At 38.8% G+C, this 26,635-nt stretch carries 32 protein-coding genes and 1 pseudogene; 8 read left to right on the top strand and 25 right to left on the bottom strand.

Annotated elements, in window-relative coordinates:
- The first annotated feature begins 184 nt into the window (after positions 1-184).
- The gene (locus HNR43_RS02040; protein WP_183240803.1) at positions 185-1,828 is read left to right on the top strand and encodes a DEAD/DEAH box helicase; all 1,644 of its coding nucleotides are present in this window, start codon (positions 185-187) and stop codon (positions 1,826-1,828) included.
- Positions 1,815-2,585 carry a YqhG family protein gene (locus tag HNR43_RS02045; protein ID WP_183240806.1) on the top strand — a complete coding sequence of 257 codons (771 nt, stop codon included), beginning with the start codon at positions 1,815-1,817 and terminating at the stop codon, positions 2,583-2,585. Before HNR43_RS02040 ends, HNR43_RS02045 begins: the two co-directional genes overlap by 14 nt.
- 14 nt (positions 2,586-2,599) lie before the next feature.
- Here HNR43_RS02045 and HNR43_RS02050 read toward each other — a convergent pair whose 3' ends face one another.
- From HNR43_RS02050 to HNR43_RS02095, 10 genes are all read right to left on the bottom strand, one after another.
- Positions 2,600-2,788, bottom strand: coding sequence for a YqzE family protein (locus HNR43_RS02050; RefSeq protein WP_055440955.1), 189 nt, complete (start codon positions 2,786-2,788; stop codon positions 2,600-2,602).
- 26 nt (positions 2,789-2,814) lie between these two features.
- Positions 2,815-3,321 (bottom strand): shikimate kinase, encoded by a 507-nt coding sequence (locus HNR43_RS02055; protein WP_183240808.1) that lies wholly within the window; start codon positions 3,319-3,321, stop codon positions 2,815-2,817.
- A gap of 14 nt (positions 3,322-3,335) precedes the next feature.
- Positions 3,336-3,752 (bottom strand): competence type IV pilus minor pilin ComGG, encoded by a 417-nt coding sequence (comGG, locus tag HNR43_RS02060; protein WP_183240810.1) that lies wholly within the window; start codon positions 3,750-3,752, stop codon positions 3,336-3,338.
- Positions 3,724-4,146: a competence type IV pilus minor pilin ComGF gene (gene comGF, locus HNR43_RS02065; protein WP_183240813.1), complete on the bottom strand. Its 423-nt coding sequence runs from the start codon at positions 4,144-4,146 to the stop codon at positions 3,724-3,726. Before comGF ends, comGG begins: the two co-directional genes overlap by 29 nt.
- Positions 4,143-4,451, bottom strand: a complete 309-nt coding sequence (gene comGE / locus HNR43_RS02070; RefSeq protein ID WP_183240815.1) for a competence type IV pilus minor pilin ComGE — start codon at positions 4,449-4,451, stop codon at positions 4,143-4,145. Before comGE ends, comGF begins: the two co-directional genes overlap by 4 nt.
- Positions 4,435-4,872: a competence type IV pilus minor pilin ComGD gene (gene comGD, locus HNR43_RS02075; RefSeq protein WP_183240817.1), complete on the bottom strand. Its 438-nt coding sequence runs from the start codon at positions 4,870-4,872 to the stop codon at positions 4,435-4,437. The genes comGE and comGD overlap by 17 nt, the downstream gene beginning before the upstream one ends.
- Positions 4,865-5,167, bottom strand: a complete 303-nt coding sequence (gene comGC, locus HNR43_RS02080; protein WP_281380310.1) for a competence type IV pilus major pilin ComGC — start codon at positions 5,165-5,167, stop codon at positions 4,865-4,867. The genes comGD and comGC overlap by 8 nt, the downstream gene beginning before the upstream one ends.
- Positions 5,168-5,175: 8 nt before the next feature.
- The gene (comGB, locus tag HNR43_RS02085; protein WP_183240822.1) at positions 5,176-6,207 is read right to left on the bottom strand and encodes a competence type IV pilus assembly protein ComGB; all 1,032 of its coding nucleotides are present in this window, start codon (positions 6,205-6,207) and stop codon (positions 5,176-5,178) included.
- Positions 6,191-7,261: a competence type IV pilus ATPase ComGA gene (gene comGA, locus HNR43_RS02090; RefSeq protein WP_183241367.1), complete on the bottom strand. Its 1,071-nt coding sequence runs from the start codon at positions 7,259-7,261 to the stop codon at positions 6,191-6,193. Before comGA ends, comGB begins: the two co-directional genes overlap by 17 nt.
- Positions 7,262-7,369: 108 nt before the next feature.
- Positions 7,370-7,741 (bottom strand): Spx/MgsR family RNA polymerase-binding regulatory protein, encoded by a 372-nt coding sequence (locus HNR43_RS02095; RefSeq protein ID WP_183240824.1) that lies wholly within the window; start codon positions 7,739-7,741, stop codon positions 7,370-7,372.
- Between the two features lie 189 nt (positions 7,742-7,930).
- Here HNR43_RS02095 and HNR43_RS02100 point away from each other — a divergent pair, with 189 nt between their 5' ends.
- Together HNR43_RS02100 and HNR43_RS02105 are read left to right on the top strand one after the other, a co-directional pair.
- Complete coding sequence (locus HNR43_RS02100; protein ID WP_183240827.1) at positions 7,931-8,629, top strand: helix-turn-helix transcriptional regulator; 699 nt, start codon at positions 7,931-7,933, stop codon at positions 8,627-8,629.
- 69 nt (positions 8,630-8,698) lie between these two features.
- The gene (locus HNR43_RS02105; RefSeq protein ID WP_004889537.1) at positions 8,699-8,941 is read left to right on the top strand and encodes a DUF2626 domain-containing protein; all 243 of its coding nucleotides are present in this window, start codon (positions 8,699-8,701) and stop codon (positions 8,939-8,941) included.
- 28 nt (positions 8,942-8,969) lie between these two features.
- Here the strand turns inward: HNR43_RS02105 and HNR43_RS02110 are convergent, their stop codons facing one another.
- Complete coding sequence (locus tag HNR43_RS02110; RefSeq protein ID WP_183240829.1) at positions 8,970-10,073, bottom strand: class I SAM-dependent methyltransferase; 1,104 nt, start codon at positions 10,071-10,073, stop codon at positions 8,970-8,972.
- A gap of 116 nt (positions 10,074-10,189) precedes the next feature.
- Positions 10,190-10,822: an MBL fold metallo-hydrolase gene (locus HNR43_RS02115; RefSeq protein WP_183240832.1), complete on the bottom strand. Its 633-nt coding sequence runs from the start codon at positions 10,820-10,822 to the stop codon at positions 10,190-10,192.
- A 132-nt stretch (positions 10,823-10,954) separates the two neighbouring features.
- Between HNR43_RS02115 and HNR43_RS02120 the strand changes: the two genes are divergently transcribed.
- Complete coding sequence (locus tag HNR43_RS02120; RefSeq protein ID WP_183240835.1) at positions 10,955-11,140, top strand: DUF2759 domain-containing protein; 186 nt, start codon at positions 10,955-10,957, stop codon at positions 11,138-11,140.
- Between the two features lie 26 nt (positions 11,141-11,166).
- Here HNR43_RS02120 and HNR43_RS02125 read toward each other — a convergent pair.
- The 5 genes and pseudogenes from HNR43_RS02125 to HNR43_RS02145 form a co-directional block, all read right to left on the bottom strand.
- Positions 11,167-12,058: pseudogene (locus HNR43_RS02125) on the bottom strand (M14 family metallopeptidase).
- A gap of 102 nt (positions 12,059-12,160) precedes the next feature.
- Positions 12,161-14,023: an LTA synthase family protein gene (locus HNR43_RS02130; protein ID WP_183240842.1), complete on the bottom strand. Its 1,863-nt coding sequence runs from the start codon at positions 14,021-14,023 to the stop codon at positions 12,161-12,163.
- A 266-nt stretch (positions 14,024-14,289) separates the two neighbouring features.
- Positions 14,290-15,255 (bottom strand): ROK family glucokinase, encoded by a 966-nt coding sequence (locus HNR43_RS02135; protein WP_183240845.1) that lies wholly within the window; start codon positions 15,253-15,255, stop codon positions 14,290-14,292.
- A 7-nt stretch (positions 15,256-15,262) separates the two neighbouring features.
- Complete coding sequence (locus HNR43_RS02140) at positions 15,263-15,472, bottom strand: YqgQ family protein (RefSeq protein ID WP_055440968.1); 210 nt, start codon at positions 15,470-15,472, stop codon at positions 15,263-15,265.
- A 110-nt stretch (positions 15,473-15,582) separates the two neighbouring features.
- Positions 15,583-17,028, bottom strand: coding sequence for a spore germination protein (locus tag HNR43_RS02145; protein WP_183240847.1), 1,446 nt, complete (start codon positions 17,026-17,028; stop codon positions 15,583-15,585).
- 121 nt (positions 17,029-17,149) lie between these two features.
- Between HNR43_RS02145 and HNR43_RS02150 the strand changes: the two genes are divergently transcribed.
- Entirely contained in the window at positions 17,150-18,001 is an 852-nt protein-coding gene (locus HNR43_RS02150) for a hypothetical protein (protein WP_183240849.1), read from the top strand.
- Here HNR43_RS02150 and HNR43_RS02155 read toward each other — a convergent pair.
- The 6 genes from HNR43_RS02155 to HNR43_RS02180 form a co-directional block, all read right to left on the bottom strand.
- Positions 17,972-19,501 carry a rhomboid family protein gene (locus HNR43_RS02155; protein WP_246346218.1) on the bottom strand — a complete coding sequence of 510 codons (1,530 nt, stop codon included), beginning with the start codon at positions 19,499-19,501 and terminating at the stop codon, positions 17,972-17,974. The genes HNR43_RS02150 and HNR43_RS02155 overlap by 30 nt on opposite strands.
- 59 nt (positions 19,502-19,560) lie before the next feature.
- Positions 19,561-19,746, bottom strand: a complete 186-nt coding sequence (locus tag HNR43_RS02160; protein ID WP_055440972.1) for a hypothetical protein — start codon at positions 19,744-19,746, stop codon at positions 19,561-19,563.
- Positions 19,747-19,822: 76 nt separating this feature from the next.
- Positions 19,823-20,773 carry an L-lactate dehydrogenase gene (locus tag HNR43_RS02165; RefSeq protein ID WP_021095204.1) on the bottom strand — a complete coding sequence of 317 codons (951 nt, stop codon included), beginning with the start codon at positions 20,771-20,773 and terminating at the stop codon, positions 19,823-19,825.
- Between the two features lie 157 nt (positions 20,774-20,930).
- The gene (locus HNR43_RS02170; RefSeq protein WP_183240854.1) at positions 20,931-21,503 is read right to left on the bottom strand and encodes a 5-formyltetrahydrofolate cyclo-ligase; all 573 of its coding nucleotides are present in this window, start codon (positions 21,501-21,503) and stop codon (positions 20,931-20,933) included.
- Between the two features lie 54 nt (positions 21,504-21,557).
- Positions 21,558-21,707, bottom strand: coding sequence for a 50S ribosomal protein L33 (gene rpmG / locus HNR43_RS02175; RefSeq protein ID WP_004889517.1), 150 nt, complete (start codon positions 21,705-21,707; stop codon positions 21,558-21,560).
- Between the two features lie 80 nt (positions 21,708-21,787).
- Complete coding sequence (locus tag HNR43_RS02180; RefSeq protein ID WP_183240856.1) at positions 21,788-24,175, bottom strand: sugar phosphate nucleotidyltransferase; 2,388 nt, start codon at positions 24,173-24,175, stop codon at positions 21,788-21,790.
- 144 nt (positions 24,176-24,319) lie between these two features.
- Here HNR43_RS02180 and HNR43_RS02185 point away from each other — a divergent pair, with 144 nt between their 5' ends.
- Together HNR43_RS02185 and HNR43_RS02190 are read left to right on the top strand one after the other, a co-directional pair.
- Positions 24,320-24,637: a hypothetical protein gene (locus HNR43_RS02185; protein ID WP_221248124.1), complete on the top strand. Its 318-nt coding sequence runs from the start codon at positions 24,320-24,322 to the stop codon at positions 24,635-24,637.
- Positions 24,634-25,050, top strand: coding sequence for an endolytic transglycosylase MltG (locus tag HNR43_RS02190; RefSeq protein WP_183240860.1), 417 nt, complete (start codon positions 24,634-24,636; stop codon positions 25,048-25,050). The genes HNR43_RS02185 and HNR43_RS02190 overlap by 4 nt, the downstream gene beginning before the upstream one ends.
- A gap of 29 nt (positions 25,051-25,079) precedes the next feature.
- On the opposite strand, the gene phoU is transcribed toward HNR43_RS02190, so the two are convergent.
- Both phoU and pstB read right to left on the bottom strand, forming a co-directional pair.
- On the bottom strand, positions 25,080-25,739 hold the full coding sequence (gene phoU, locus HNR43_RS02195) for a phosphate signaling complex protein PhoU (RefSeq protein ID WP_183240862.1): 660 nt from the start codon (positions 25,737-25,739) through the stop codon (positions 25,080-25,082).
- 58 nt (positions 25,740-25,797) lie between these two features.
- Positions 25,798-26,610: a phosphate ABC transporter ATP-binding protein PstB gene (gene pstB / locus HNR43_RS02200; RefSeq protein ID WP_032100059.1), complete on the bottom strand. Its 813-nt coding sequence runs from the start codon at positions 26,608-26,610 to the stop codon at positions 25,798-25,800.
- Positions 26,611-26,635: the final 25 nt, after the last annotated feature.

Below are 26,635 nucleotides of genomic sequence, written 5' to 3' on the forward strand. Positions count from 1 at the left end.
GCCCGTATACAATTGTCGTTCTTGTGCCACACTACATGTAAACATATAATGAAACAATTTTACAAACTTTCTTACGTTTTTTATTATCTTATAACTTCCCATTTGTCGCAATACCTTTTTATAAATAAAATACGTAAATTCATTTCGTTTTAACTAAAAATGTTCGGAAAATGAGGGATACTCTATGAACGTCACAATGCATTGGGAGAGAAGTTGGAAGGATGAATTTGCCACACGTATCGAACGTGACGGTCCGTGGTCAAACTGGGAGCTGTATGAATTAGCGCTTGCAGCAACGAAAGCGTTAACCATCCCTCAATTTGATGGGTTACAAGCGCCAAAACATTTGCCACATATCACTATTTTACCTCATCAATACGACGTTGCCCGTCAAGTGATCGAACAAATGAATGGAAAAGCCATTTTAGCTGATGAAGTCGGGCTAGGAAAAACGATTGAAGCGGGATTGATTTTAAAAGAATATATGATTCGTGGGCTCGTGAAAAAAGCGCTTATTCTCGTTCCAGCTTCTCTCGTTTCACAATGGGTGCAAGAATTAAATGAAAAATTTTTTATTCCTGCTGTTGCCCAAAAGAAAAGTTACGTGTGGGAGCAGTGCGATGTTGTCGTTTCATCGATAGATACCGCGAAAAAACAACCACATCGGGACATCATTTGTAACCAAGCATACGACATCGTTATTATTGATGAAGCACACAAGTTGAAAAACAATAAAACGAAAAATTATGAATTTGTTCAAGGGCTGAAAAAAAAGTTTTGTTTACTATTAACAGCAACGCCCATTCAAAATCGTGTCGAAGAAATTTTTCATCTCGTTTCCCTACTGAAACCGGGACATTTAGGAAATGCCGAACAATTTCAAAAAAGATACGGGAAATTGCGTACATTACACGATGACGTCCATTTAAAAGAGCTCATTCGCAAAGTGATGATTCGTCATCGTCGCCACGATACAGGAATTGAATGGACAAATCGACACGTTCAAACGATTTTCATTGATTTTTCGGAAGCTGAGCGAAATGTATATGAAACGATTCGGCAGTTCAAGCCTCCTTCGTTAGATACGTCGCTGTCACATATGACGTTATTACGTGAAATATGTAGCAGCAAAGAGGCTCTTTTTTGCACGTTAAAAAATATGCTTGAACGCCAACCTCATATTGAAGCAACAATTGGTGCATTGTTACAAATAATGAATGACATCACCGAACATACAAAAGCGAAAAAAGCGTTAGAGCTCATTCAAACAATAAACGATAAAGTTATTGTATTTACAGAATATCGTGCCACACAGTTATATTTGCAATGGTTTTTTAAACAGCATGGCATCTCTTCCGTACCGTTCCGCGGCGGATTTAAAAGAAGCAAAAAAGATTGGATGAAAGAACTATTTCAACATCGCGCACAAGTGTTGATTGCCACAGAAGCAGGGGGGGAAGGGATTAACTTACAATTTTGCAATCACGTCATTAACTACGATTTGCCTTGGAATCCTATGCGTCTAGAACAGCGAATCGGACGCGTTCATCGTCTCGGACAAACGAAAGATGTCCACATTTATAATTTTGTCGTGCGCAATACGGTCGAAGAACATATATTTACGTTACTGTATGAAAAAATTCGTCTGTTTGAACGGGTCGTCGGTGAACTGGATGATATTTTAATGAAGCTACAATCCCCCGCATTTTCAAGCCATTTAGAACGCATAATTGCTCAGTCGAAAAGTGAAGGAGAACTGAAAATCAAAATGCAAAATTTTGTGGAGATTTTTACAAACATGGAGGATAGTGCTCATGCAGCAACATGATATCCAATCTTTTCTCGAACGTTTTTTTACAGCTACCCATTGCCATATTTTAGAACGCAGCGACGGACATATACGCGTTCAACTCACCGCCGCAATGGATAAACAATTAATGAATCGTCCATTTTATTGGCATTACGTGGAACGCATCGGTGCCGTAGGCGAACCATTGCAATTATCACTTATTACGAAACCATCAGCTACGAAAGAAGGAGAATATATTCATTTTGGTTCACCACGGCTTCACCAAATTTTTTCGATTGCTAAAATGAACGGGCGATTCATTCGCCTGTATGAACAAGTATCCGAACGATCAGTCGCTCTTCATCCATGGCTTCATACGAACATACTGCTTTCATATGAGTGCGATCGGAAACAAGATCGCCTACTATCATTAGGCATTCATCTCATTAGTGGAACGATTGTTGAATCATTTTACAGCATGTTAAAAGAGAAGCAATGGACAGCAACAGTACCTGATTATTGCTTTACCATTTCTCCGCTCATTAAACCGCTCAGCGGACTGGCGCGACTCGAAGCCTTTGTTGAACGTCTGGTCGCATCTGAAACGCATCATTGGGCGGATGAGGCACGAACTCGTTGGGAAGAAGAATTAGCATTACTGAAACATTTTTACGAGGGCATCGAAGAAAAACAAGAGGAGTATGAAAAAGAAAAAGAAGCATTGCGCCAAAGATATGAACCGAGAATTCATATGTCAGTCATCAATGGTGGATTATTTTATTTGCAAGCGAAATAAGGCTAACACAAGCCTTATTTTCGCTTAAATAAAAGGATAATCGCATAAGGAATGACACCGAACCAACGATATAAAAACGGTTGCTTTTGTTGTTTTTTAAACTCCTTCTTTTGTTGCCTTTGTTTTTTCCGTTCGTCTTTCGGTTGGTCTAAATATTTCACAACTTGTTCGGTCATAAATTTCACATAGTCGTTTCCTGCCATCGTTCATCACCTCGATACTAGTATCGTCAAAAACGGGACGATTTAAGCAACGACACGATGGTTTCTACGATGTCATTAACCGTACGATTTGTTGTATCAATTGTTATATGGGCTTCATGATACCACGGAAGCCTCTGTTCAAATAGCTGTTTCATTTGACTTTTTTTATTTTCCATCAGTAACGGTCGGGTTGTGTCACCCATTAAGCGACGAAACAATTCATGGAGCTCACAATGTAAATAAATGACGATTCCATGCTTGCGCATAAATTGCCGATTTTCTTCTTGAATAACGATTCCGCCACCTGTTGTGATGACGATATGTTCCGTTGGGAGCTTCTTTAATACTTCCCGCTCATACGCACGAAACGCCTCTTCCCCCTCTTCTGCAAAAATGGTCGCTATCGTTTTTCCGACTTGTTGTTCAATATATGCATCCGTATCGATCACAGGTAGCTGTAATACTTCTCCTAATCGTTTTCCAATTGTCGTCTTTCCTGCCCCCATAAATCCTGTTAAGTAAATCGCTTTCATGTTCTCTCCCCTCTCTAATACAGTTCTTTCCATGCCGATATGCTGTTTGTTAAGGAATGAAACTGAAATTGAACGTCATAACGAAACTGCCTATTCGTTACGCATGATACGGTTACAGACCACACAGTAGACCCGATTCGTGTTGCGTGATACGCTGCTTGTCCATGAACAAATAAAATTGTTTGGCTTAATGATGACACGTTTTCTGGTGCGTTGACAAGCGCTTGTTTCACATACATGAGCGTTTGCTTCATTAAGTAATCTGCTTCATACCATTTCTTTTCCTCTTCAAAAAACTGTATTTCTGTATTGTACAATGTGACAGAATGAAGAAAAAGAGCGCTAATCAATAATGCACACATAATGGTAAACGGAAAAATAACGCCTCGTTCATTTTTCATGTTAACGGAAAAACGGGATAAACGCTTCATATGAGTCTCCTTTATCTGTTAATACACGAATACGAATGCCTGTTTGTTCTCTTTCATATGATACTTGTTGAATGGATTGAAGCATGATTTCATGACCGGTAGCATTCACACGCCGCCGAATAATCGTTCCATACTTTTCATACGTCACACGTTCACCTGCCCATTTATCGAATTGAATCGTCGTCCCGTATATACGAACATCCTTCGATTCCCTTAGCTCAATTTTTGCTTGTTGAATAAAAACAAGCCATTCAAAATAACGAAAGTTTCCATGCTTTACAGTATAATTCGAAGCTAACTGGAAAGATGTTGTCAATAAAAATAAAATGATAAAGAAAACGGTAAGCGACATGAGTACTTCAACTAACGTAAATCCTTTTTGCTTTTGCATCATTGCAACAATGGCTCACATCTTTCTTTTGTTCGTTTCAACCTATCTTCCCATCGAACACATTGTTTATTTGAACGTATAAACAACGAAAATGTATGTGCACCTCGTACAATGACCGTTTCGTTTTCAATGCGCTCGTTCATCATTGCCTCATATAACATTTGATTAGCGATCGTCTCTACTTTTTTGTTTTCTCGTTCTATCACAATCATTGTCCAATGAGCGACGATCATGACGATCAAACCACTCCACAAACTAAGTGAAACGAGCAATTCAAAGAACGTAAAACCGTTACAATTTTTGTACATATAATCGCCCTTTCCCTAATTGAAAAACTATCTTATATTTTTTTCCATCATATGTGATAAACAATGTTCCTGCCTTATTGATATTACCATTTGGATAATAAAACAATGGCGGAGATAGTGTAGCCATTTGAAACTGAAAAGGAGATGGAAAGGAACGAGCGATCAGTTCCTTTCCAAACGTTCCTCCTTCTCTTATTTGATAGCGACACGTGTCAAAATAAAACATAATAGCTACCGTCTTTTTTCGACTGATGGCATACTGTTGCGCATATAACATATCGTTACTAAACTGTTCTAAAAAATATTGTAGTTGTCGTTCAGCTAACACTTGTTGAAGTGGTGGAACAGTGAAAATCGTGATGGTTGTCACAATAAAAAGAACGATTAACATTTCTACGAGCGTAAATCCTCGTTCATTCACTCTCTAAAACGTTCCCTTCATTTGTAATGACGATCGTTTTTCCGTTCGGACAACGGTTGGTTTCAATATATTTCTCATCTACTAGCTGTTGTATAGTCGGAATCGTTCCATGCTCCATTTCATATGCTTTCACTTGAGACTGAACCATTTTGATGAACGCTGAACATCCTTTATTGTTAATCATGCTGTTATGTTTTGTCACATTTGGGATTGTAATTAAAATTAAAATCGTGATCACCATTAACACAATTAACATTTCAATTAATGTAAATCCTCTCTCATTTCGCATATACATCTCTCCATTTATATGTGATTTAACAATTGAAAAATAGGCCACAGCATAGCCATATACATAAGGATAACGAAAATTCCGATAAAACTAAGCAACAGTGGTTGAGTAATATATACAATTTTTTTTAGACGAGTTTCGAGTTTTTGTAATGAAAACTGGCTATAATGAAATAATTCTTGAACTAATTCCCCATTTGACTGACCGTGACGAATGACGAAAGGTAGTTCTTGTTCATAATACTTCCGTTGCTGAACGATTTCATCTAACTTTTCGCCTGCACATAACTGCTGTTTCATGATTTTCGCTTCCTCTTTCAGTAACGGAAGGTGGGATTGGTGTTCAAAAATTTGTAACGCCTCATAAATAGATAACCCACCCTTTAACAAATGACTTAATTGCAAAGAAAATACTTGTGTATGGAAGGAAACGACCCATGAGCGCACGAGTGGAATTTTCATAAGCATATTCATTTTTTTATGAATAGGCCATGATCGAAGGAAAAAAAAGTAAAACATTCCGAACAAAATGGACATCATGAGCACAATAGAAAATATACGAGGAAGCCATACAGCAACAGAAAAAATGAAGGTAGAAAAAGCAGAGCGAGCATGAAACGAAGAAAGAAGATGAGAAAACTGCGGAGCTAACACTTGCTGAAATATGAAAAACATTATCATACAGAAGCTAAAGAGAAACAACGGGTAGCGCAACATCCGCTTCACTTGTTCGACGTAACGTGTCCTCATCTGTCCGATTTCCCCTGCTTCAATGAATCCGTGAGCAAGTTGACCGTGTTGTTCAGCAAAAAACACATATCCTAAAAGATGGGGATGAAATTGCATACGTGAAAAAGCTTCATGAATTGGTACACCAGCCCGCAATGCATGGATGCAATCATCTAAATCTCTTTGTTTTGCTGCAGGTTGTTGAATTTGTAAAAACTCAATGGCTTGAGCAAGCGAATATCCTTTACTAAGCAATTTCCCTAATTGAATGAAAAACGAACTTTGCTCTTGTAACGACCAATTACAACGTCGCTTCATCTAACAACCAACTTTCAATAACACTCTCATGTAAAAAACCGAGCGCAATGCCTTTTTTCATGACATCTTTTAGCCGAGTGTACACGTATGTCGCTTGCTCTCCTTTTGCTGCTCGCATCGCTTGCGCCAGTTCACTTCCGTATAGTAATTCATAAACACCGACTCGGCGAACAGGTCGATACTGTCGGCAAAATGACGAGCATTCTCCTACACAGAACGGGCATTTCAGTTGCACAAGACGTTGGGCTGTCACAGCGACTAGCGTTTGCGCCATCTCTTGAAATGGTACACCCAACTCAAGAAGACGATAAATGGCTCCAACAGCATCTTTCGTATGCATCGTCGTCAAGACAAGATGTCCCGTTAATGCAGCACGCACAGCAATTCGCGCAGTTTCAGCATCACGAATTTCTCCTACCATAATTACATCTGGATCGTGTCGTAAAATTGCTTTTAACCCTGCAGCATACGTAATCCCAGCTTTTTCATTAACTTGTACTTGCAACACGTCTTCCGCTCGCTTTTCAACCGGATCTTCTAATGTAATGACATTTCGTTGAAAATGATGGCGACATACATTTAACAAACTGTATAACGTCGTCGTTTTACCAGATCCTGTTGGCCCTGTGAAAATAATAAGCCCATGGGAATAATTTAATAACGCGAGCAACTTTTTTACTGTTGAAGGAAATAGCGCGAGTTGGTTGAGCGGAAGAAATGAGTGTAACGGAAGCAAGCGAATGACTAAACTTTCGTCATAAATGGTAGGCAATGTTGACAAACGAAGATGTACAGTGGTGTGGGCAACGTTCATTTCCATCGCTCCGCTTTGTGGACGGCGACGTTCACCAATATCCATATCAGCCAGAAATTTAAAGTGTGCAAGCAAACGTTCACACGTCTGTTTTGATAACACATGTTTTGTAACGAGCATCCCTCCTAATCGAAATTGAATAAGCGCATCTTGCTTACGCGGAACGATATGAATGTCAGAAGCTTGAAGAACGTAAGCGTCTTCAATTAGTCGATCCGCCAACTGCTCGATTGTTTGCAATGCCATCCTCCTTTCTTTATTTTTCGCCTTCATTATTCAACATTTTTCGTCAAATTCCTTCTTCTTTCGTAAAAAATTCAAAAAAAATATTCACCCATAGGGTGAACGTTACGAGACACAAATACGCCGATATTTTTTTGCGATGTTTTTTAACGCTGACGGATTATAGCCGACAACGAGCCGTTTGCCATCGGTGACGATCGGACGACGAAGAAGACGAGGTTCTTTCACAAGCAACTCAACGACCTTTGATAAAGGCCACTCTTCAACATTTTCACCAAGTTGCTTAAATGACTGGCTGCGGGTAGCTAAAATTTCATCGATTCCTTCCGTTGTTAGCGATAACAAATGTAATAGTTCTTCGCGCGTCGGTGTTTCACGAAATAAATGACGCTCATGAAATTCAATATTGTTTGTACATAACCACTTTTTTGTTTTTCGACACGATGTACAACTTGGATACATGTATACAGTAAGCATAACAACACACTCCTTTCTTCACCCCTGTTACACATATTGTATAACTTTTGTTTAATATTTGTACAGTAATTTGTTTTAAAACTTTGTGAACGTTACAAAAAGATAGGAATAAAGTTGTATATATGCATTTCCATTGTGAAAATACATGTATTATAATGTAAATGAATGAATCTATAGGAGTGAGACATAATGGATCAAGTATTAAAAATTACAAGCGTCCTTGCCGATCCGACTCGTTACGACATTTATCAGTATATCGCCCGAAAACATCAAGAAGTAACCGTTCAAGAAATCGCTGATGCTTTTCATATTCATCCGAACGTTGCTCGTCTTCATTTAACGAAGCTAGAAGATGTAAATATGCTTGTATCCGAAACGAAAAAAACAGGAAAAGGTGGAAGACCGAGCCGACTATACCGCCTGTCCGACGATGTCATCCAACTTCATTTTCCATTTCGCGATTACCAACTGTTATCAAAAATCGCTATCCAAGCGATGATGAAACTTGGAGACGCAGGGAAACAAGCGTTGTATGAAACAGGAAAGCTATTCGGACAAGAACTTGTACAACAACACGTTCAATCGATGCAAGCACTTGAGCAGTTAAGCATAGAAGAAAAAATGAATATTTTACAAAAAGCAGCCGAAGCCGCTGGATTTTATCCGACATTCCATTACAGTGAAAATCAAGGGAAAATTTATTTTGAAATTTTCAACTGCCCGTTTAAAGAGCTTGCTTTTACGCATCCAGACTCGGTTTGCTATATGCATAACGCCTTTTTAAAAGGAATGCTAGAAGTGTTATTTACAAACGCTGAACTTGTGACAGAAGAAATTATGCCGTCAGGATGTAATTCGTGCACGTATCAAGCCATTCTTAAAAAATAGAACGTTTACACAACCATTTCAATTACATTATAATAAGTAAGGGAAACGGTCAGAAAAGGAGGGATACATATGGATCGTATGTTCCGCGTCTTGTCATTTTGGACAGGGATTTTCGCTGTCATGTTCTACCTTGGCCATATGCATACAACGTCATTATTGTTCCTCGGCCAAACAGGATTCTTTCTTTTGTTAAGCTACTTAAAATTAACGGAAAGAATGTACATTTACATTTTCGGTGCGTACTTAACGGTCTTTTTTGCCGGATTTACGTACTGGACAACATTTATGATGGTTCCTGGCATGGGCGAATAAAAAGCGATGAGATGCACTCATCGCTTTTTTATGTAAAAATAGGAATATTCATATTCTTTTGTTGCACCATTACTTGAAACGCTCTGCCGATATCACTCATCACTAGCGAGCGAATGGCACGATTGTGGCGATGTTGTTCGGAAAACGGATTCGGATCATGATGAGCGATCAAATGATTCAAGATGCCCGCCTGCAATAAAAATTCATCTTGGCGCCATAAATGAGTAAATGTCCATCCTGCTTGTTCTCCGTAAAACCGTAACGCATCCCATTGAATATGCGTAGTGATATCCATCTCCCCTGGATAACGAAGCGGATTATCAATAAACTGATGACGATAATAACCACGCAAGCTGCCTTGTTTTCGTTCCGGATGTTTCCATTCTTCATCTGTATATCCATAATCGACCGTAAAAATAATCGCCTGCTCAAGCGCTTGATCAAGCTGAAAGATAAATTTTTTCATCGCTAACGGAATTTCAAATCGTTGACCATCAGCGAGCTGAATGTCTCGCTCTTCTAAATAGTGAACGATCTCCTCGTTTTCAAGTACATAACGTTGTTCAACAAGCTGATCGGCTTCTACTACAACGAAACATTCATATATTTGACCGTTTCTTTTCTCAATGACATGAACAGGAAACGCATCAAATAATTCGTTACTACATACAATACCAGAAAAAGGAGAAGAAAGTTCAGTAAAACTAGAGATGATACGTACGTGATCCATAAACGGAGCGAGTATTTCCGCTTGTTTTTCTCGATGATATGGACTTGTTTCAACAATTATATATTGTCCTTGTGAAAACGTTTGTGGCGATTGACGTTTCCATTGTTCTAAAACAGCATAAGCAAATCGACCTGTCCCTCCGCCGATTTCACATATAAGCGGCGGAACATCATATGTTTCTATGAAACGAATAAACACATTCGCGAATACATGCCCAACGATATGTCCTACGTTGCTCGTTGTAATAAAATCTCCTTCACGTCCAATTTTTTCTTTTCTTCTCATATAATATCCATACTGTTCATCATATAATGCCAATTCCATATATTGTGCATACGATAAACGTTTATTTCTCATTTTTTCTAACATTTTTTTATTCGCACCCTTTTTCACTATTGACATAGTGTTAAATTTGTTATATTGTTAATTTAGTAGCTTAACTATATCCCCTCCCATTATAGGAAATAAAACATCCCCCAAACCCCCTTCTCTGTATGGAGAAGGGAATTTTTTTTTGCTTAAAACCCGTTTAAAAATGGATTCGTATCCATCTCCGCTCCTATCGTTGTTTCAGAGCCATGCCCACATAAAACAACTGTTTCTTCAGGAAGAATAAGAAGCTTGCGATGTATGCTTTGTAGCAATTGTTCGTAACTTCCTCCAGGTAAATCCGTACGACCTATGCTTCCTGAAAATAGCACATCCCCTGATACGACCACTTGAGCGTCTTCGATATAGTATGACAAACTGCCCGGTGAATGCCCTGGTGTTTCAAGCAATTGAATACAAAAAGGACCAATCGTCAACGTTTTTTCTCCTTCAACGAAGACGTCGGCGTCGTTTGTAATAATTGCTTCTCCCATAAATAATAAAGACCCGTTTTTCATTGGATCGGTTAGCCAATGTTGTTCTTTTTTATGTACATACACTGGAATAGACCAGTGATTTCTTACGTCGTCAACTGCTCCAATATGATCAAAATGAGCATGTGTGAGCAAAACTGCTAGTGGCGTCCAACCGTTTTCTTCAATATACTGGATGAGTTTTCTTCCTTCACTACCCGGATCAAAAATTAAACATGTCCCATTTTCATGGGCAAGCACATACGCATTTGTTTGCAACGGCCCTAAAGGAATTCGTTTCCACTTCATCACATTTCCTCGCTTTCCGCATATATTCTATCCTTATTGTACACGAACAACATACGTTTTGCACCTCGACAAACGTAACAAAAACGATTACAATGGAAAAGGAATAATCGGTATACATAAGGAGGGGAAATTATGCCAACAGGGATCATTTTAGTCGTGATCTTTACGCTAGTTACATTGCTCGCTGCTTACGGCGTAATCCGTTCGTTACGCGAGAAAAATTTCCTAGGCGTATTGTTCGGCGTAGGAACAGTTGCTGTATTTGGTTGGTTTACCATTATGACTGTTATTCACCACGGATATCCAGTTGCCCATTAAAAAGACGCCAACGTATTGGCGTCTTTTTACGTACGGGCAAGGGCAGTAATAAAAATACCGATGCTTTCGTTGTAAATAGAAGGAAATTGAGAAAAAGGAAGCGGATTTACCCCTTCACCAAGTTCAATCGTATACCCACATCGCTTCCAATTGAAAATAAACCAATCGCGATATCCAGCATGGCTGTCAATATACCGAACTGGTACATAACCACTCCATTTCGCAAATTCATTTACTTCTTCTTCCGCTTCGGGCGGTTCGCATTGTTCATATCCCCAATAAATTTCTTTTCCTTGCGTATGAAATGCGAGCACTTTTAAAAAATCGCGTTCTTTTGTCAACGTTGCCATCGCTTGCACCTCTGGTTCAGTTAGCGAAGAAAAACCAGGAAAATCACGCGGTGCAGGTGTTTTTGGAATTTTTCTTTCTTTCTCTACTTCCCACTTTGCAGGAAATTGATTGTTTAAGTCAACCCCTCGAATATTTGCTTTCCATTGTGAAAAATCTTCGCTTCCCCCATTTATGCGTACCACTTCATCTTCATAATGTTGTGCCGCTTTTTTTCCGTGTAATACAAGATCCACCCCATCTGGATTTACCATCGGAACAACGGATAAAGTTGTTTTTTTATACAATTGTTGTACGTCATAGCCACAAAGATGCTGTTTGTTCCGTAACGCTTGCACATAGTCACGAACAAGCGCCATCACAACTGCGGAAGTAATCCATTCGTTCGCGTGAAACGACGCATTCATATGCACATATGTTTCACCTTCGCCAATCTGCAATTCCACAAGCGGTTTGTTTAACACACTTCTTCCGATTTCATGTATACGAACAATCGAATGATGTTGCAATTGGTCAATATCATGCATCAATGTCGAAAAATCGTACATCTCTCTCTCCCCCTTACTTCATTGTATGAATGATGAATTTGTCCGTATGTATGCCATTCATTCCCCGTCGAAGGCTTTCATATGCCTTTCACATAAAAAAGCTAGCCCTGTCGTCAGAGCTAGCTTATCGTTTATTTTCCTGTTGTTTATTGTAGAAGCGCAACAAGTCTCCGTATACAATTTTGTCGGAGTAATCAAGCTCCTGGCGCGCCTTTTCCATGTACGGTTCACAGTAAGATCCATCGACCTCTGTTCCTGTTTTCTTATCGTAACATGCGTTTTTTGTGTATACGTAGTCTTTCGTTACGAAGCTACCGTCACGAAGAACGGCAAAGTCAAGCTTATCTTTTGAAAATAAATCCTCACCAAAATGAATTTGATTGCGTGTATCAATACCAAGCAAGTGAAGCAGTGTTGGCTTGACATCAATTTGCCCAGACACTTTTGAAATCACTTTCGGATGTTTATCTGTTACACCCGGGATATGAATGATCAATGGAACACGTTGTAATTGAACGTGGTCAAATGGTGTAATTTCATCCTTACCTAAATATTGAGCCATCGCTTTATTATGGTTTTCAGAAATACCATAATGGTCTCCATAAAGAATGATGATCGAGTTTTCATACAATCCTTCTTTTTTGAGCTGCTCAATAAATACTTTTAACGCCTCATCCATATATCGAACCGTCGGGAAATAACGGTTTAACGTCCGGCTATTTGATGTATACTCTGGAACCATTTTATCCTCTTCCCCTAATTCAAATGGGAAGTGGTTCGTTAATGTAATAAACTTTGTATAAAATGGCTGTGGTAACGTTTTTAAATGTTGTACAGATTGCTCAAAAAACGGAATGTCTTTTAAACCCCAACCAACTGAATTTTCTTCTGTAATGTTATAGTCTGTCATCGAGAAGAAACGATCGTATTTCATTGATTGGTACATCACGTCACGGTTCCAAAAACTTTTATTGTTCGCATGGAACACCGCTGAATAGTACCCATAGTTTTTCAATATTTCTGGCGTGGCGTTGTACTCATTTGTCGCGTGTGTGAAAAAGACTGCACCACGACCAAGAGGATACAATGAGTTTTCAATAATAAACTCCGCATCTGATGTTTTTCCTTGTCCTGTTTGATGGTAAAAGTTATCAAAATAATAACTTTGTTTAATAAAGTCATTTAAAAACGGCGTGATTTCTTGTCCATTCACCGTATTATTAATGACGAAGCTTTGTAACGACTCCATCGAAACGATGATTACATTACGACCTTTTGCAATACCGAACAATTGTTTATTCGGTGCTTTCTCGTTTGCATTAATGTAGTTTTGAATATCCGCTAATTCACTACTATCCGCTAATGCACGTTGCGCTTTTGAACGCGACTGCAAAATAATATCATATACGTGATAGTTGTATATACCTAAGTTTTTAATTAACATTTCACGGTCAAACGTGCGCGTTAACAGCTCTGGACGCTCTGTTTCCGCTAATCCTAGGTTAAATAGAGCAATGGCCAATGTCGCAAGAAAATACGTGCGACGAAAACGTTTTGTCGCTGGCACATATTGTGCAATAGATACTTTTTTATACGCCATCCAAGCAAGCAACCCAACATCAAGGAAAAAGAAAATGTCAGAAACGTTCATCAGTTCAAATACGCTATTTCCTAAATCACCCATGTTGTTCGTTTGGAACAGCACAGGAATGGTGATAAAGTCACTAAAAAAGCGATAAAACATAACGTTCGCATACAAAACAAATGAAATAATGAAACTCGTAATGACAATATAGCGATTGCGTCTTTTCTCGCTCATAAACAAAGCAAGCCCAAAAATAAATAACAGGAAGCTTAATGGACTAATGAATAAAATAAACTCCTGCTTCCATGACTCAATTTTTATATCAAAACTATTTTTATACACTAAATATGTCTTCATCCATAAAAGTAATACCGCAAAAAGAATGAAACGGTATTTTTTCATATATCTCCCTCCTTTAATCCATCCACATCCGATGTTTATTCTATGCTGTGTGAGGTACATCCGTTTTTTTACATTTTTTTATCTTAACCAAAGACAATATTAATACTTTCTTAACAAAAAAGCAACTGTTATCTTAAACTATAAACAATATAATAGACAAGTCGCGCATCCACATATGACTGTTTTACACCTTTTCTTACAAAAAGGCAAGACGTTTTTTACCGACAAATTTTCGACAAAAAAACAGACGATTTCCTCGTCTGTTTTTATGCAATATTTTCTTTCACTAGCCACGCCCCACCGATTACACCAGCGTCATTTCCAAGGGTAGCAATGACAATGTCAGCAGCTTCGGCGACGCGCGGGAACGCAAAACGTTTAAAATGACGGGCAACCGCTTGCGCTAACATATCCCCTGCTTTCGACACACCGCCACCAATGACGATTTTCTCCGGATTTAAACCGTTTGCCAAATTAGCGAGCGCTAAACCAAGATGAAAGGTCACTTCATCAACAATGTGTAGCGCTAACGTATCATTTTTCTTCGCGGCATCAAATACATCTTTCGCGGTAACAGTTCCGGACTCTTTCCAAACATCTCGTAAACAACTCGGTTCGTTCGTTTGTTGTAAACGTTCCGTTGCAATACGAGCGATACCCGTCGCTGAAGCAATTGTCTCTAAACACCCTGTTTTGCCACAATTACAAGATGCCCCTCCTTCTGGAATGGACGTGATATGGCCAATTTCGCCACCGGCACCGTTTGTTCCATGAACAATTTGACCGTTTACGATCACACCGCCACCAACACCAGTGCCAAGCGTAACGAGAATTAAATTTTTCGCGCCATCGCCCGCTCCTTTCCACATTTCCCCGATCGCTGCAATGTTCGCATCGTTATCAACAACAACAGGAAGTCCTGTTTCCATTTCTAATCGATCTTTCAAAGGGAAGTTTTTCCACCCTAAATTTACTGCTTCATAAATATCCCCTGTCGCCATATTAACAGGTCCTGGGGCACCAATCCCAATACCGATAAGTCGTTCTTTTGATTCATCTAATTCGCGCAATTTCTCATCAATTGCTTTAGCAATATGTGTTATAATATGTTTTCCTTGTTCCGATTTGTCTGTTGGAATTTCCCATTTACAAATGATTTCCCCATACATATTTACAAACGCTAATTTGACTGTCGTTCCACCTAAATCTACACCAACTAACCATTGTTCCATTGTTCCTTCATCCCTTTTCTCTTTTTTCTCGTTCGATTTGTGCTTCATGACGCAAAATGAGAAGCGCCATTTGGTAATCTTTCACGTCGACGAGCTGCGCTTGAAATAATTCTTTCAGTTCGTCTTCCATTAATTCTAAATCTGCAAGGCGATCACCGACATAAATAATCGTTCCATATTTTTTTAATAATTGTTGTACATCATATACAGATTTCATTTTCTTCACCTGTCGTGTATAAGCGTTTTCAATTTACATATTTTAAATGTATAAGGAAAACAAAAGGTCGTCAAGAACTGAACAATGTCTTTGCGATATTTTTCACATTTTTACCGATCTGGATCTTTTGGATGTAAGACAGTTGGACGACGATTTTTCAATGGAATTGGGGAACGAATAAGTACATCGCGCATCCCACGATATGAAAATGGAATAAACGGCCATAAATACGGAACGCCAAACGATTGCATGCGTGCAAGCATGACTAACCATGCGGTAATGCCTACAACATAGCCAACAACACCAAATAACGCTGTTACAATCAGCAAAGCAAGGCGAACGAGCCGATTGGCCAATCCAAGCTCATAACTTGGTGTCGCAAACGTCCCAATAGTCGCCATCGCAAAATATAAAATGACTTCGTTAGAAAATAGCCCAACTTCAACGGCAATCCCACCGATCATTAGTGCAGCAACAAGCCCAAGCGCTGTTGCTAAAGCAGATGGAGTGTGAATGGCAGCCATCCGTAACATATCTAGCCCAAACTCGATAAGTAAAATTTGTCCAAATAATGGAATATTGCCTTCTGTTGATTTTGAGACAAATGATAAAGCGTGCGGCACGAGTTCGGGTTTTTTCATCCACATATACCAAAGTGGCAGTAAAAAAATAGATAACCATACGGCGAGAAATCGTACGAAGCGTAAATATGCACCGACAATCGGCTTATTTCTATATTCTTCTGCGTGTTGTAAATGATGCCAAAATGTTGCTGGTGTAATTAACACACTCGGAGATCCATCAACAAAAATAAGAACATGTCCTTCATATAAATGCGCTGCTGCCGTATCTGGCCTTTCTGTATAACGAACGACAGGATAAGGATTAAAATGCCTACCAGAAATGAATTCCTCTACTGTTTTTTCTCCCATTGGTAAACCGTCGGTATCAATTTTCGCCAATGATTGTTTCACTTCTTCGACAATCTCTGCATTGGCAATATCCTCAATATAACAAACACATACATCCGTTTTTGAACGACGACCAATTTGCATATATTCCATTCGTAATGAACGATCACGTACGCGCCGTCTTGTTAGCGCCGTATTAAATACAATTGTTTCTACATACCCATCACGTGCACCTCGAACAACTCGCTCCATGTCTGGCTCTTGAGGTCCACGCACAGGATATGTACGTGCATCAATTAAAATCGCTTTTGCCATTCCATCAACAAATAAAGCTGTCGGTCCTGCCAACACTCCATCAATGATACGTTCAAAATCGTCTGTTTGATCGAGTTCAACATACGGAAGATGCGTCCGTAACAATTTATCTAACGGTTGTTCATCTAACACACCGTCCGGCAATTCGGACAACAATTTCATTAAGTAATGGAGAATATCATCTTTGACAAATCCGTCAATCATAAATAAAGCCATATCTTTTCCTGCATAATGAACATCTAAATAAATAACGTCAAAACTTTTCCCCACTCCAAGCTTTGTTTTCATATATGAAACGTTTTCTGAAAGACGCGAAGATACGCGCTTCATTCCGATCACCTACCTTACATGGACTACCATCCATCTTTGACATATCGATATTCATTCATACATATTTCGGTTTGTATACACATACATTTTTTATAAATGTATGCTTGACCGGAGGAATGAGATGAAACGTTTCATATCGCTATTTATACTGCTATTCGTATTTATCGTCATCGTCCAAGCTTTTGAGCGGCCTGCTCGCGAGACAATTATGTTTTTCCCGATCGATCCGACCGTTCGCTTTACAACTGCCGAAACAAAATTATCACTACAACCCCAAAAAAATTATGTCGTCGATTGGATCGTCACTTCATCGCTTGATCGAACCGCTTACTTACGACAAGATATTTCGTTATTGTTTGCTAATGGGAGGCTAATTTCCACGCAATCAAAATGGAAAGAGAATGGGAAAAATCTTATTCAACAAAAACAACTCAAACAAAAGGGAAGTCGATTGTTTCAAGCTATTTCGTATCATCAAGGGGAGTTGCATAACGGAAACAACATTCGAAGCAGTCAAAAAATGAGTGGAGATGTATTATATGTCATTGACTCATCTTTCTTACCTCTTCAATCGTTTCGCAAACCAACGACAGCCGAACAAAAAACATGGGCAAATACATTAAATAAACAAACTCAAACGATTGTAAACAAAGTTGCCGAGCAAATGGGAGGCATATTGGAAAAAGATGATTATTATCATTTGTATTTGCCTGAGCTTGTTCAATATAATGAGCAACCATTTATGGATTTAACGACAAATAAAACAGAAACGATGATCGGTAATTTATGGGAAGGTTTGTACAAAAACTATTTTTTAGGTATAAAAAAACAGAACGGTTCGATTGAATCACCAATCGGTAGTACCGTTCCGCTCATTTTAATTAAAAAAGATTACAGTAAACTGTTTGTCGTGACAGAAACAGCAGATGGAGAGATCGTCATATTAAAACAACTGCTCGAGTTCACGAAATAATTGTTTATATTGTTCGTCATTTGGTTTAAGCTGCAACGCACGTTCTGCAGCTTGTTTTGCTTGTTCATAATTTTTTTCTTCTGCATACAACAGTGCTAAATAATAAAAGGCTTCGTGAAAACGGTCGTTTTTATGAAGCGCAGCATATAAATATTGTTTTGCACCGTCGTAATCTTTTTGTTGTATACGAATATAGGCGCGTAGAAAATCTGCTTTATATGCTTCAGCATCTTGTTCATGAATGAGTGTTAACATGTGTTCTGCTTGTTCGTATGCTCGTTCATCAATATACTGCTTTGACAACGCAAGAATGAGTTGTGCTTGATCTGCTGGCGGTCGTTGAAAGCCGACATATAAGCAAACAAGCGTAACGACCAATGTAAATAGAGCAGCTAACCATTGACCGAGACGAACACGTTCTTTTGGAAAATGGACGATGCTTGCAGCTAAAAATCCACCGATTAAGCCGCCAATGTGACCCGCATTATCGATATTTGGAACAACGAGACCAAATGCCAAGTTAATCCCAATCACTGTTAATACATTCATCCCAATCGTTCGAAAAAATACATGCGGATATGCTCTTCCAAAGTAAAGCAAAGCGCCGAAACATCCGAAAATTGCACCGGACGCTCCCGCGGATACGGACGGTGAAAATAAAAAACTAGCGAGCGAGCCTGCAAAACCAGCGAAAAGATAAATAAATAAAAATCGAAATGAACCGTACAATTTTTCAACGAGCGGACCTAAATAATATAGCGCAAACGTATTCATGACCAAGTGTAAAAAGCCAATATGTAAAAAGATAGGAGTAAAAAAGCGCCACCATTCTCCTTGCAAAATAAGTGGGTTAAATTTTGCACCGTATTGAATGAGCGTCAACGTATTTGTACTTCCACCGTTCCATTCTAAAATAAAAAACATCACCATTTGCAAAGCAATAAATACATATGTAAATCTTGCTTTTCCACGTTCAAATATGCGACGCTCATTTTCATGCATGCGCTCTGCAGACGATAAAACATGTTGTTTAAATATTTGCAACTCATTTTGCAACATCGGGGAATCATCAGGTACATATATTTTCAATGCGTGGTGAAACAACACACTTAGTTCATGTAATGTCTCATACATATTGTTTTTATGCATGATAAATGTTTGCATATGTACTCGTTCAGTCTTAAACGGACGATGAACGTACCATTCCCAATCGTCAACAGGAGGATCCATCATGACGTATATGTTGACGACTTGCAGTTGGCGGCGAAATTGACTTCTCCGCCATTCGTCAACAACAACGAGCGCACGCTCCATATCATTTTTTAATGATACGCTCCAATCCATGTCTGCTCGAACGAGACGAATGAGTGGCGCTTTTCGTTCACGTGCAGATTGCAACCAAACTTCTTGTTCATCAGGCGACATATAGACGATAGTATAGTTTTCCTGCAAAAACTGAAATATCATTTGCCAATATACAAAATCGAAGCGAATACTCAACCTTTCCTCTCCCTTCGCTATCATACCCTTCTTTTACCACACTCTTTTACAAAGTGCAACTATTTGTACTTTTGTAAAAATAATGTGGGCATCAGGCGATGGCGAATAAACGGAATGGACATCCCCCATTGTACAACTCGCTTTTGAATAGCTTCTCGTTTCAATATTTCATTCAATAACCGATAACGAAAGCGGTAGAGAACAAGTCCTACCATCAACGTAAAGATGAATGTTTTTCCATTCAATATGATCACCCTCCTCACGTTTACCGTTCCCTTTTCTCGTTGAAATTATAAAAAGGTTGCCTCATCATGAGACAACCTATTGCAACCCAACGCGTTTCATTACATCTTTTAACACATTGGCAGAGTGAGTAAATTTTTCTTTTTCTTCTTCGTTCAATTGCAATTCGACGACTTCACGAATGCCGTTACGATTTACGATCGCTGGTACGCCAATGTACATATCGTTTTGACCATATTGTCCTTCTAAGTAAGCTGAGACAGTAAGGACGCTATTTTCGTTTTGTAAAATCGCCTTTGTTAGGCGAACAAGTCCCATCGCAATACCGTAGTACGTCGCACCTTTTCGTTCAATAATTTGATACGCTGCATCACGTACATTCACAAAAATGTTATCTAAATCTTCTTGCTTATATTGTGGCTTTTCTTTCATCATATCGGCAATTGGACGGCAACCGATAAATGCATGACTCCAAACCGGTAACTCTGTATCGCCATGTTCCCCAATAATATACGCATGTACGTTACGTGTATCGACGTCGAAATATTCGCCTAATAAATATCGGAAGCGAGCTGTATCTAAAATCGTTCCTGAACCGATGACGCGCTCTTTCGGTAATCCCGAAAACTTCCATGTTGCATATGTTAAAATGTCAACTGGATTTGTTGCGACGAGAAAGATGCCATTAAATCCACTCGCCATGACTTGATCAATAATGTTTTTGAAAATTTTCGTATTTTTCTCCACTAAATCTAATCGTGTTTCCCCTGGCTTTTGATTTGCCCCTGCTGTTAGCACAACAATGTCTGCATCTTTGCAGTCTTCATAATTGCCAAACCAAATTTTTGTTGGGGACGGTGCAAACGGCATGCCGTGGTTTAAGTCCATCGCATCCCCTTCTGATTTTTCTTTATTAATGTCAATAAGAACGAGCTCTTCTGTCACCCCTTGATTTAAAAGAGCAAACGCATAACTCGAGCCGACAAAACCTGTCCCAACTAAAACAACACGATTCACTTTATTTGACATATTTCTTCCACCTTTCGTTTATATTATTTTACAATATGTGCATTGTTTATCTGTTTCACACTTACATTGTACACTGTTTCACAAAGTTTATGAGGCATGAATTATTAACATTTTGTTAATTTTTTCTCCTGTATAATATGAAAACGCTTATGCTGTTTTATGATTCGCTTTCACAAACAATTATTCCTTTATTCGTAATCATCTTTTGAACAGGAATATCATGTTGTTCAATCGGCAACGTAGAAACAATTTGACAATCATATGCGAGTGAAAGGGTGTCGTTCGGAAAATCGACTAAATAACGATCGTAATATCCTCCACCGTAGCCAAGACGATACCCTTGCCGAACGAAAGCAAGACCTGGAACGAATAGCAAATCGATTTCATGTTTTTGTACTTCTCTCGTTTCTTCTACAATCGGTTCATATAAATCAAAAAAAGTACGTTCTATTTGTTGAAAACAATCAATTTCTCGAAATGTCATTTGTTTCGTTGCTAGCTCGCATTTCGGAATTGCAACCTTTTTTCCTTCTTTCCAAGCGCGTTCAATAATACGTATTGTGTCTACTTCTATTTGTCGTGAAATCGTAATGCCAATCATATGGGCCTTTTTCCAATAATGTTGCTGAAATAATATGTCGTGAATAATTCCCGCTTTTTGTGTACGTTCTTCTGTAGTCATATGTAAAATACGTTGTTTCATTTGCTGACGGAATCGTTTCTTATCCATTATCCTTCCCCCTCTTTCGCAAAAAAATAAGCAGCAGGAAAAAAATCCTACTGCTTACTTCGTTTCACGATGAACTGTTGCTTTTTTGTCTCGTGGGCAATACTTTTTCAATTCAAGGCGCTCTGGGTTATTGCGCTTATTTTTTGTTGAAATATAGTTGCGTTCGCCGCATTCTGTGCACGCTAACGTAATATTTACACGCATCGTTCTTTCCCTCCAAACAAAAGTATTGTAATCACACCTTTCCATGATATCATTTTTCTTAAACAATTTCCATATCAATTTTATACGTTTTGATATTGCCGAATTTTCTTTATATAGTATTTTGTATATTCTTTTGCTTTTTGAGCATTTTTTGCTTGAGAATAAATGGTCAACGTCGGTTCATCTACTTTGGGTAAGATGAGCGTCCATTCTCCATCTTCATGATACACTTTCATGCCATCTGTAAAATCTACATGCTTGTCATACGATTCTTCTAACAATTTACGCATAACAGCTGCCCGTTCATGCCATGGGCAATAAACATCACGGCATGATAAATGAATCGTTGGAATGGACGACACAATCGTGCGAAGCGAACAACGTTCAATAGACAACAAATGCAACAGCTGCACACATGCATACAGCCCATCAAAATAAAAATGAAACGACTCATGATGATGTGCGAGCAAAAACTCTCGTCTCGTATCTTTTACATAAACAATATCGCCATATAGTCGTTCTGCTAACGTGTGTAACACAGACGGCGCCCAAGCAGGAACTGCTACTTTTTTCGTTTCACTACATAAAAGGGACACTAACACATGTAATGAGATCATTTCTTCTTTCGTCAATGCTATCCCTTGCCCATCAAAAACGCGAAAACGTTCACCTGAATGATCAAAAACAATCGCAAACTGCGCTTGTTCATTCTTTATTTGCTCCCGAATATGTTCATCATCGCGATTTTCCGTCCAAATCACTTCAATAGCAAACAACTGAAGTGTATGATGAATCATGTCCCGAAATAAAAGAGGGCTAGCGATGACAACTTTCCATTGTTCCGATGCAGAAAAAGCAATCCATTGACGCAATGCGCGAATATACGTTTCATCGTTCTCCTTTTGCTCCATTGCTTCACCCATTTGAATCGCTGACATGTAATGTTCATGTTCCATTTGTTGTTCAATGGCTCGTTCCATCGTTCGATCAATGGGAAATCCGTATTCATCATGTATGTCAATAATAACTTCATCACCACGTTCGTCCATTGTTATAAATACTCCACCGTGATATCGTTTGTGACGGATGATATAACGAAAAGCAGGTAAATATCCTCCATCGTATATATTCGTGTACATACCGTACATATGCAAACATTGAGCAAACAACGTTCCAAGCGCTTTAGAAAACGGATGAGCGTCAAAGCCAATTAATATTCGATTCCCTTTTTCATGTAGACTACTATACGCTGAAGCCAGTTGTGTGATAAATGGAGGATGAGCATCGACATGTGCACGCATGCTTATCCCGTTTTGACGGAACAATACGTTCGGGCGTTTTCCCCCCCATACGACCGAATCTTTCACTTTTGTTTTTTCTGCGATTGTTTTATTCGGCCAAATTTTAGCAGCATGCCGTACTTTCACTTTATTTTCTAATCTGCACTTTGCTCCAATGACTGCATAATCAAATATTTCATTTTTTTTACCGATGTACACTTCATTTGCCACAACTGCTCCTCGTAATTCGCTATGCTCGTCAATATACACATCGGACCAAACAATTGATCGCTTTAACGATGCGTATTTACTAATGACTGAACGTGAACCAACTACCGTGTATGGTCCAATCGTTGCATGCGCATCAATACGCACATCATCTCCAATAAGAAGCGGCCCTTCTAATTTTACTCCTTGTGCAATGTGAACTCGCTCACCGATCCATACACTAGGAGCTATTTCTTTATAATGAGAAGAAACGAAACGTTGCTGTAATAAATCGATATGTGTTTGATGATATTGTTCGATGACACCAACATCAGACCAATAACCATCCACTTCACATCCGTATATCGGGTGTTCGTGCTGAATGAGATATGGAAAAATATGTTGACTAAAATCGCAAGGCAAGTGTTCGGGAATATAATTAAAAATAGCTGGATGGCAAATGTAAATGCCTGTATTGACTAAATCGCTACACACTTCATTCCATTTTGGTTTTTCAACGAAATGAACGATTTTTCCGTGTCGATCTGTGACAATTCCACCGTATGAAAGAGGAGTAGTTTCGTGGTGCATAAGAACGGTAACTAATGCTTGTTTGGAGAAATGGAAATTGATCGCTTCCTGTAAATGAATTGTCGTCAACGTATCTGCACTAATGACAACAAACGTATCGTCTAAAAAAGATTGAGCATGTTTTACACTTCCTGCTGTTCCAAGTGGCGTCGTCTCGTCAAAGTAATGAAGATGTACACCAAATCGACGTCCATCCCCAAAATATTCAATAATTTCATCGCTTAAATATTGAACGGTTACAGCAATATCCGTAATTCCATATTGCTTTAACCATTCAATACTATACTCCATTACAGGTTTATTCATAAGTGGTACGATGGGCTTTGGAACATGACAAGTTAACGGACGTAACCGTGTTCCTCTTCCCCCTGCCATAATGACCGCTTTCACAACGTATCCCCCCCAAGTGAAAGCACACTTTTTTCCATCATATCATGACAACTCTATGCGGACAATATACGAAAATTGTCGATTTTACATGAAAATGATGCATGATTGCTACATTCCTATGTATAATAAAGTGGGGTGACAAACATGATCGAATATACATTTATTGGGCTCATTTCTTTTGCTATCATACTATTGTTGATCTCTTTTTTTCAAAAAGATCGTGTCAAAGAAGTAGAAGAACAAATCGAGCAGTTGACATTATCGACGATGCAGCAAATATACGAAGTAAAAAAGAGAGTCAAAGCGCTTGAAGAAGAATTGCTTGTCGGAATCGAGTCGTTTTCAAATGAAGAGCAAATATGGCACTTATATAAGCAAGGATGGGCAAAAGAGCAAATTGCTCGTAAGCTTAACATGTCGATAGATGAGGTAAACATCATGATCGCGAGGAATGATCGATGAAAAGAACAACACGTGCATTTGCGGCTGGGATGTTGTTTGCTACAACGATACTAGCTATCGTTCATTATACAAATGATGAACAACGACAAAACGATGCCATCAGACAAAAACAATATGAACAACTCATTGCTGAACGAAATGAATTAGCTGAAAAACTTGAAAAATTAAAAAATGAAATGAAAAAAGCAACTCCATCTCAAAAAGAAACGTACATTTATACGTTGACAATCGCTAAAGGGGAAGCAAGTCAAGATATTGCTAGACGTCTTGAACAAGCGCATATTATTGACAATGCTCAATCATTTTTAACGTACCTTGAAACACATCACTTAACGCGCGCATTGCGCCCCGGGACGTACGTTGTGACAAGCGACATGTCATATGAACAAATCGCACGAAACATAACAAAATGAGGATGTCCAACGCCGGACATCCTTTTGCTTCAATCGTTTAAATCATAATGCTTTCCTTTCACTAAATAAAACACGTTTTCGGCAATGTTTGTCGCATGGTCTGCAATGCGCTCGATGTAACGTGCTGTGAACGACAGTTGAGTAATTTGCGACATCGCATCTGGATGTGCTTTAGTACGCTCTAGCAACTCCCGAATCGTTTCACCGTACAAGCGATCGACTTCATCATCCATATCGGCTACCTTTTTAGCCGTAACAACATCTTCTTCGTAATATGCTTTTAGCGTTAACGAAAGCATATTTACTGCCATTTCATGCATTTTTTCTAACTTATTTAATGGCATAACAAACGGCTGTTCCCCGATTCGAATTGCTGATTTTGCGATATTAACAGCAAAGTCCGCCATCCGCTCAACGTCCGTTGCGATTTTAATGGCGACAATGATTCGACGTAAATCGATCGCAACCGGTTGTTGTTTCGCAATTAGTAAAATCGCAAAATCATTAATTTCTTCATCAAGCAAATCAATTTTCGTATCGTTCTCAAGCACTTGTAGAGCTAAATCGTTATTTTTTGTTTTTAATGCTTCAAATGACTGAGTTAATGCAATTTCAGCCAAACTCCCAATCTGTAATAATTGATCTCGCAACGTTTGTAAGTCGTAATCAAATTTTTCACGTACAGACATATTCACTCCCCCTTTTTATCATTTTGAAAAAATCGTGCGAGCGTACCCGCACGATTTTTTATCCGAATCGACCTGTAATGTAGTCTTCTGTTCGTTTATCGTCTGGATTTGAGAATAGTTTATCTGTGTCGCTATACTCGATGACCTCACCGTTTAAGAAAAATGCTGTTTTATCAGAAATACGCGCCGCTTGTTGCATATTATGTGTAACGATAATAATACTGTAGTTTTTCTTTAACTCTTGCACAAGCTCTTCTACTTTTAATGTTGAAATAGGGTCAAGGGCGGATGTCGGTTCGTCCATTAAAATAACATCTGGCTCAATCGCTAAACAGCGTGCAATACATAAACGTTGTTGTTGTCCACCAGACAATCCATATGCATTCGTGTGCAAACGGTCTTTCACCTCATCCCAAATTGCAGCACCACGTAAGCTTCTTTCGACGATCTCGTCTAAAATTTTCTTATCGCGAATACCATGAATACGCGGACCGTATGCAACGTTATCGTAAATTGATTTCGGGAACGGATTCGGCTTTTGGAATACCATACCAACTTGTGTACGCAATTCTTCAACACGGTACGATTTATCAAAAATATTGCGACCACGATACGTAATTTCACCAGATGTACGCACGCTTGGAACAAGCTCAATCATTCGGTTTAACGTTTTAATATACGTTGACTTTCCGCAACCTGACGGACCGATAATAGCTGTAACCTCATTTTCGTAAATATCTAAGTCAATATTTTTTAACGCGTGATGTTCCCCGTACCATAAATTTAAGTTTTTCGTCCGATACACTACATTTTTTTCGCTTCGTTCTTCAACTTGTTTATTTTTACGTTCTTTCACAACAGTTAATTCCATTAATAAGTTCCCCTTTCAACGCGCA

The sequence above is a fragment of the Anoxybacillus mongoliensis genome (assembly GCF_014201515.1).
Lineage (GTDB): Bacteria > Bacillota > Bacilli > Bacillales > Anoxybacillaceae > Anoxybacillus > Anoxybacillus mongoliensis.

Excerpts from the sequence above, each read along its gene's own strand:
- rpmG (WP_004889517.1), bottom strand. The coding sequence starts at position 21,707 with ATGCGTGTAAATATTACGTTAGCGTGCACAGAATGCGGCGAACGCAAC.
- HNR43_RS02140 (WP_055440968.1), bottom strand. The coding sequence starts at position 15,472 with ATGAAATCTGTATATGATGTACAACAATTATTAAAAAAATATGGAACG.
- HNR43_RS02135 (WP_183240845.1), bottom strand. The coding sequence starts at position 15,255 with ATGGAACAATGGTTAGTTGGTGTAGATTTAGGTGGAACGACAGTCAAA.
- HNR43_RS02165 (WP_021095204.1), bottom strand. The coding sequence starts at position 20,773 with ATGTCAAATAAAGTGAATCGTGTTGTTTTAGTTGGGACAGGTTTTGTC.
- comGE (WP_183240815.1), bottom strand. The coding sequence starts at position 4,451 with ATGTACAAAAATTGTAACGGTTTTACGTTCTTTGAATTGCTCGTTTCA.
- HNR43_RS02115 (WP_183240832.1), bottom strand. The coding sequence starts at position 10,822 with ATGAAGTGGAAACGAATTCCTTTAGGGCCGTTGCAAACAAATGCGTAT.
- HNR43_RS02185 (WP_221248124.1), top strand. The coding sequence starts at position 24,320 with ATGATCGAATATACATTTATTGGGCTCATTTCTTTTGCTATCATACTA.
- HNR43_RS02120 (WP_183240835.1), top strand. The coding sequence starts at position 10,955 with ATGCCAACAGGGATCATTTTAGTCGTGATCTTTACGCTAGTTACATTG.
- HNR43_RS02110 (WP_183240829.1), bottom strand. The coding sequence starts at position 10,073 with ATGTCAATAGTGAAAAAGGGTGCGAATAAAAAAATGTTAGAAAAAATG.
- HNR43_RS02045 (WP_183240806.1), top strand. The coding sequence starts at position 1,815 with ATGCAGCAACATGATATCCAATCTTTTCTCGAACGTTTTTTTACAGCT.
- pstB (WP_032100059.1), bottom strand. The coding sequence starts at position 26,610 with ATGGAATTAACTGTTGTGAAAGAACGTAAAAATAAACAAGTTGAAGAA.
- comGB (WP_183240822.1), bottom strand. The coding sequence starts at position 6,207 with ATGAAGCGACGTTGTAATTGGTCGTTACAAGAGCAAAGTTCGTTTTTC.
- HNR43_RS02150 (WP_183240849.1), top strand. The coding sequence starts at position 17,150 with ATGAAACGTTTCATATCGCTATTTATACTGCTATTCGTATTTATCGTC.
- phoU (WP_183240862.1), bottom strand. The coding sequence starts at position 25,739 with ATGTCTGTACGTGAAAAATTTGATTACGACTTACAAACGTTGCGAGAT.
- HNR43_RS02105 (WP_004889537.1), top strand. The coding sequence starts at position 8,699 with ATGGATCGTATGTTCCGCGTCTTGTCATTTTGGACAGGGATTTTCGCT.
- HNR43_RS02145 (WP_183240847.1), bottom strand. The coding sequence starts at position 17,028 with ATGAAGCGCGTATCTTCGCGTCTTTCAGAAAACGTTTCATATATGAAA.
- HNR43_RS02095 (WP_183240824.1), bottom strand. The coding sequence starts at position 7,741 with ATGCTTACTGTATACATGTATCCAAGTTGTACATCGTGTCGAAAAACA.
- comGF (WP_183240813.1), bottom strand. The coding sequence starts at position 4,146 with ATGATGCAAAAGCAAAAAGGATTTACGTTAGTTGAAGTACTCATGTCG.
- HNR43_RS02130 (WP_183240842.1), bottom strand. The coding sequence starts at position 14,023 with ATGAAAAAATACCGTTTCATTCTTTTTGCGGTATTACTTTTATGGATG.
- comGG (WP_183240810.1), bottom strand. The coding sequence starts at position 3,752 with ATGAAGCGTTTATCCCGTTTTTCCGTTAACATGAAAAATGAACGAGGC.
- comGC (WP_281380310.1), bottom strand. The coding sequence starts at position 5,167 with ATGTATATGCGAAATGAGAGAGGATTTACATTAATTGAAATGTTAATT.
- HNR43_RS02055 (WP_183240808.1), bottom strand. The coding sequence starts at position 3,321 with ATGAAAGCGATTTACTTAACAGGATTTATGGGGGCAGGAAAGACGACA.
- HNR43_RS02170 (WP_183240854.1), bottom strand. The coding sequence starts at position 21,503 with ATGGATAAGAAACGATTCCGTCAGCAAATGAAACAACGTATTTTACAT.
- HNR43_RS02100 (WP_183240827.1), top strand. The coding sequence starts at position 7,931 with ATGGATCAAGTATTAAAAATTACAAGCGTCCTTGCCGATCCGACTCGT.
- HNR43_RS02190 (WP_183240860.1), top strand. The coding sequence starts at position 24,634 with ATGAAAAGAACAACACGTGCATTTGCGGCTGGGATGTTGTTTGCTACA.
- HNR43_RS02040 (WP_183240803.1), top strand. The coding sequence starts at position 185 with ATGAACGTCACAATGCATTGGGAGAGAAGTTGGAAGGATGAATTTGCC.
- HNR43_RS02050 (WP_055440955.1), bottom strand. The coding sequence starts at position 2,788 with ATGGCAGGAAACGACTATGTGAAATTTATGACCGAACAAGTTGTGAAA.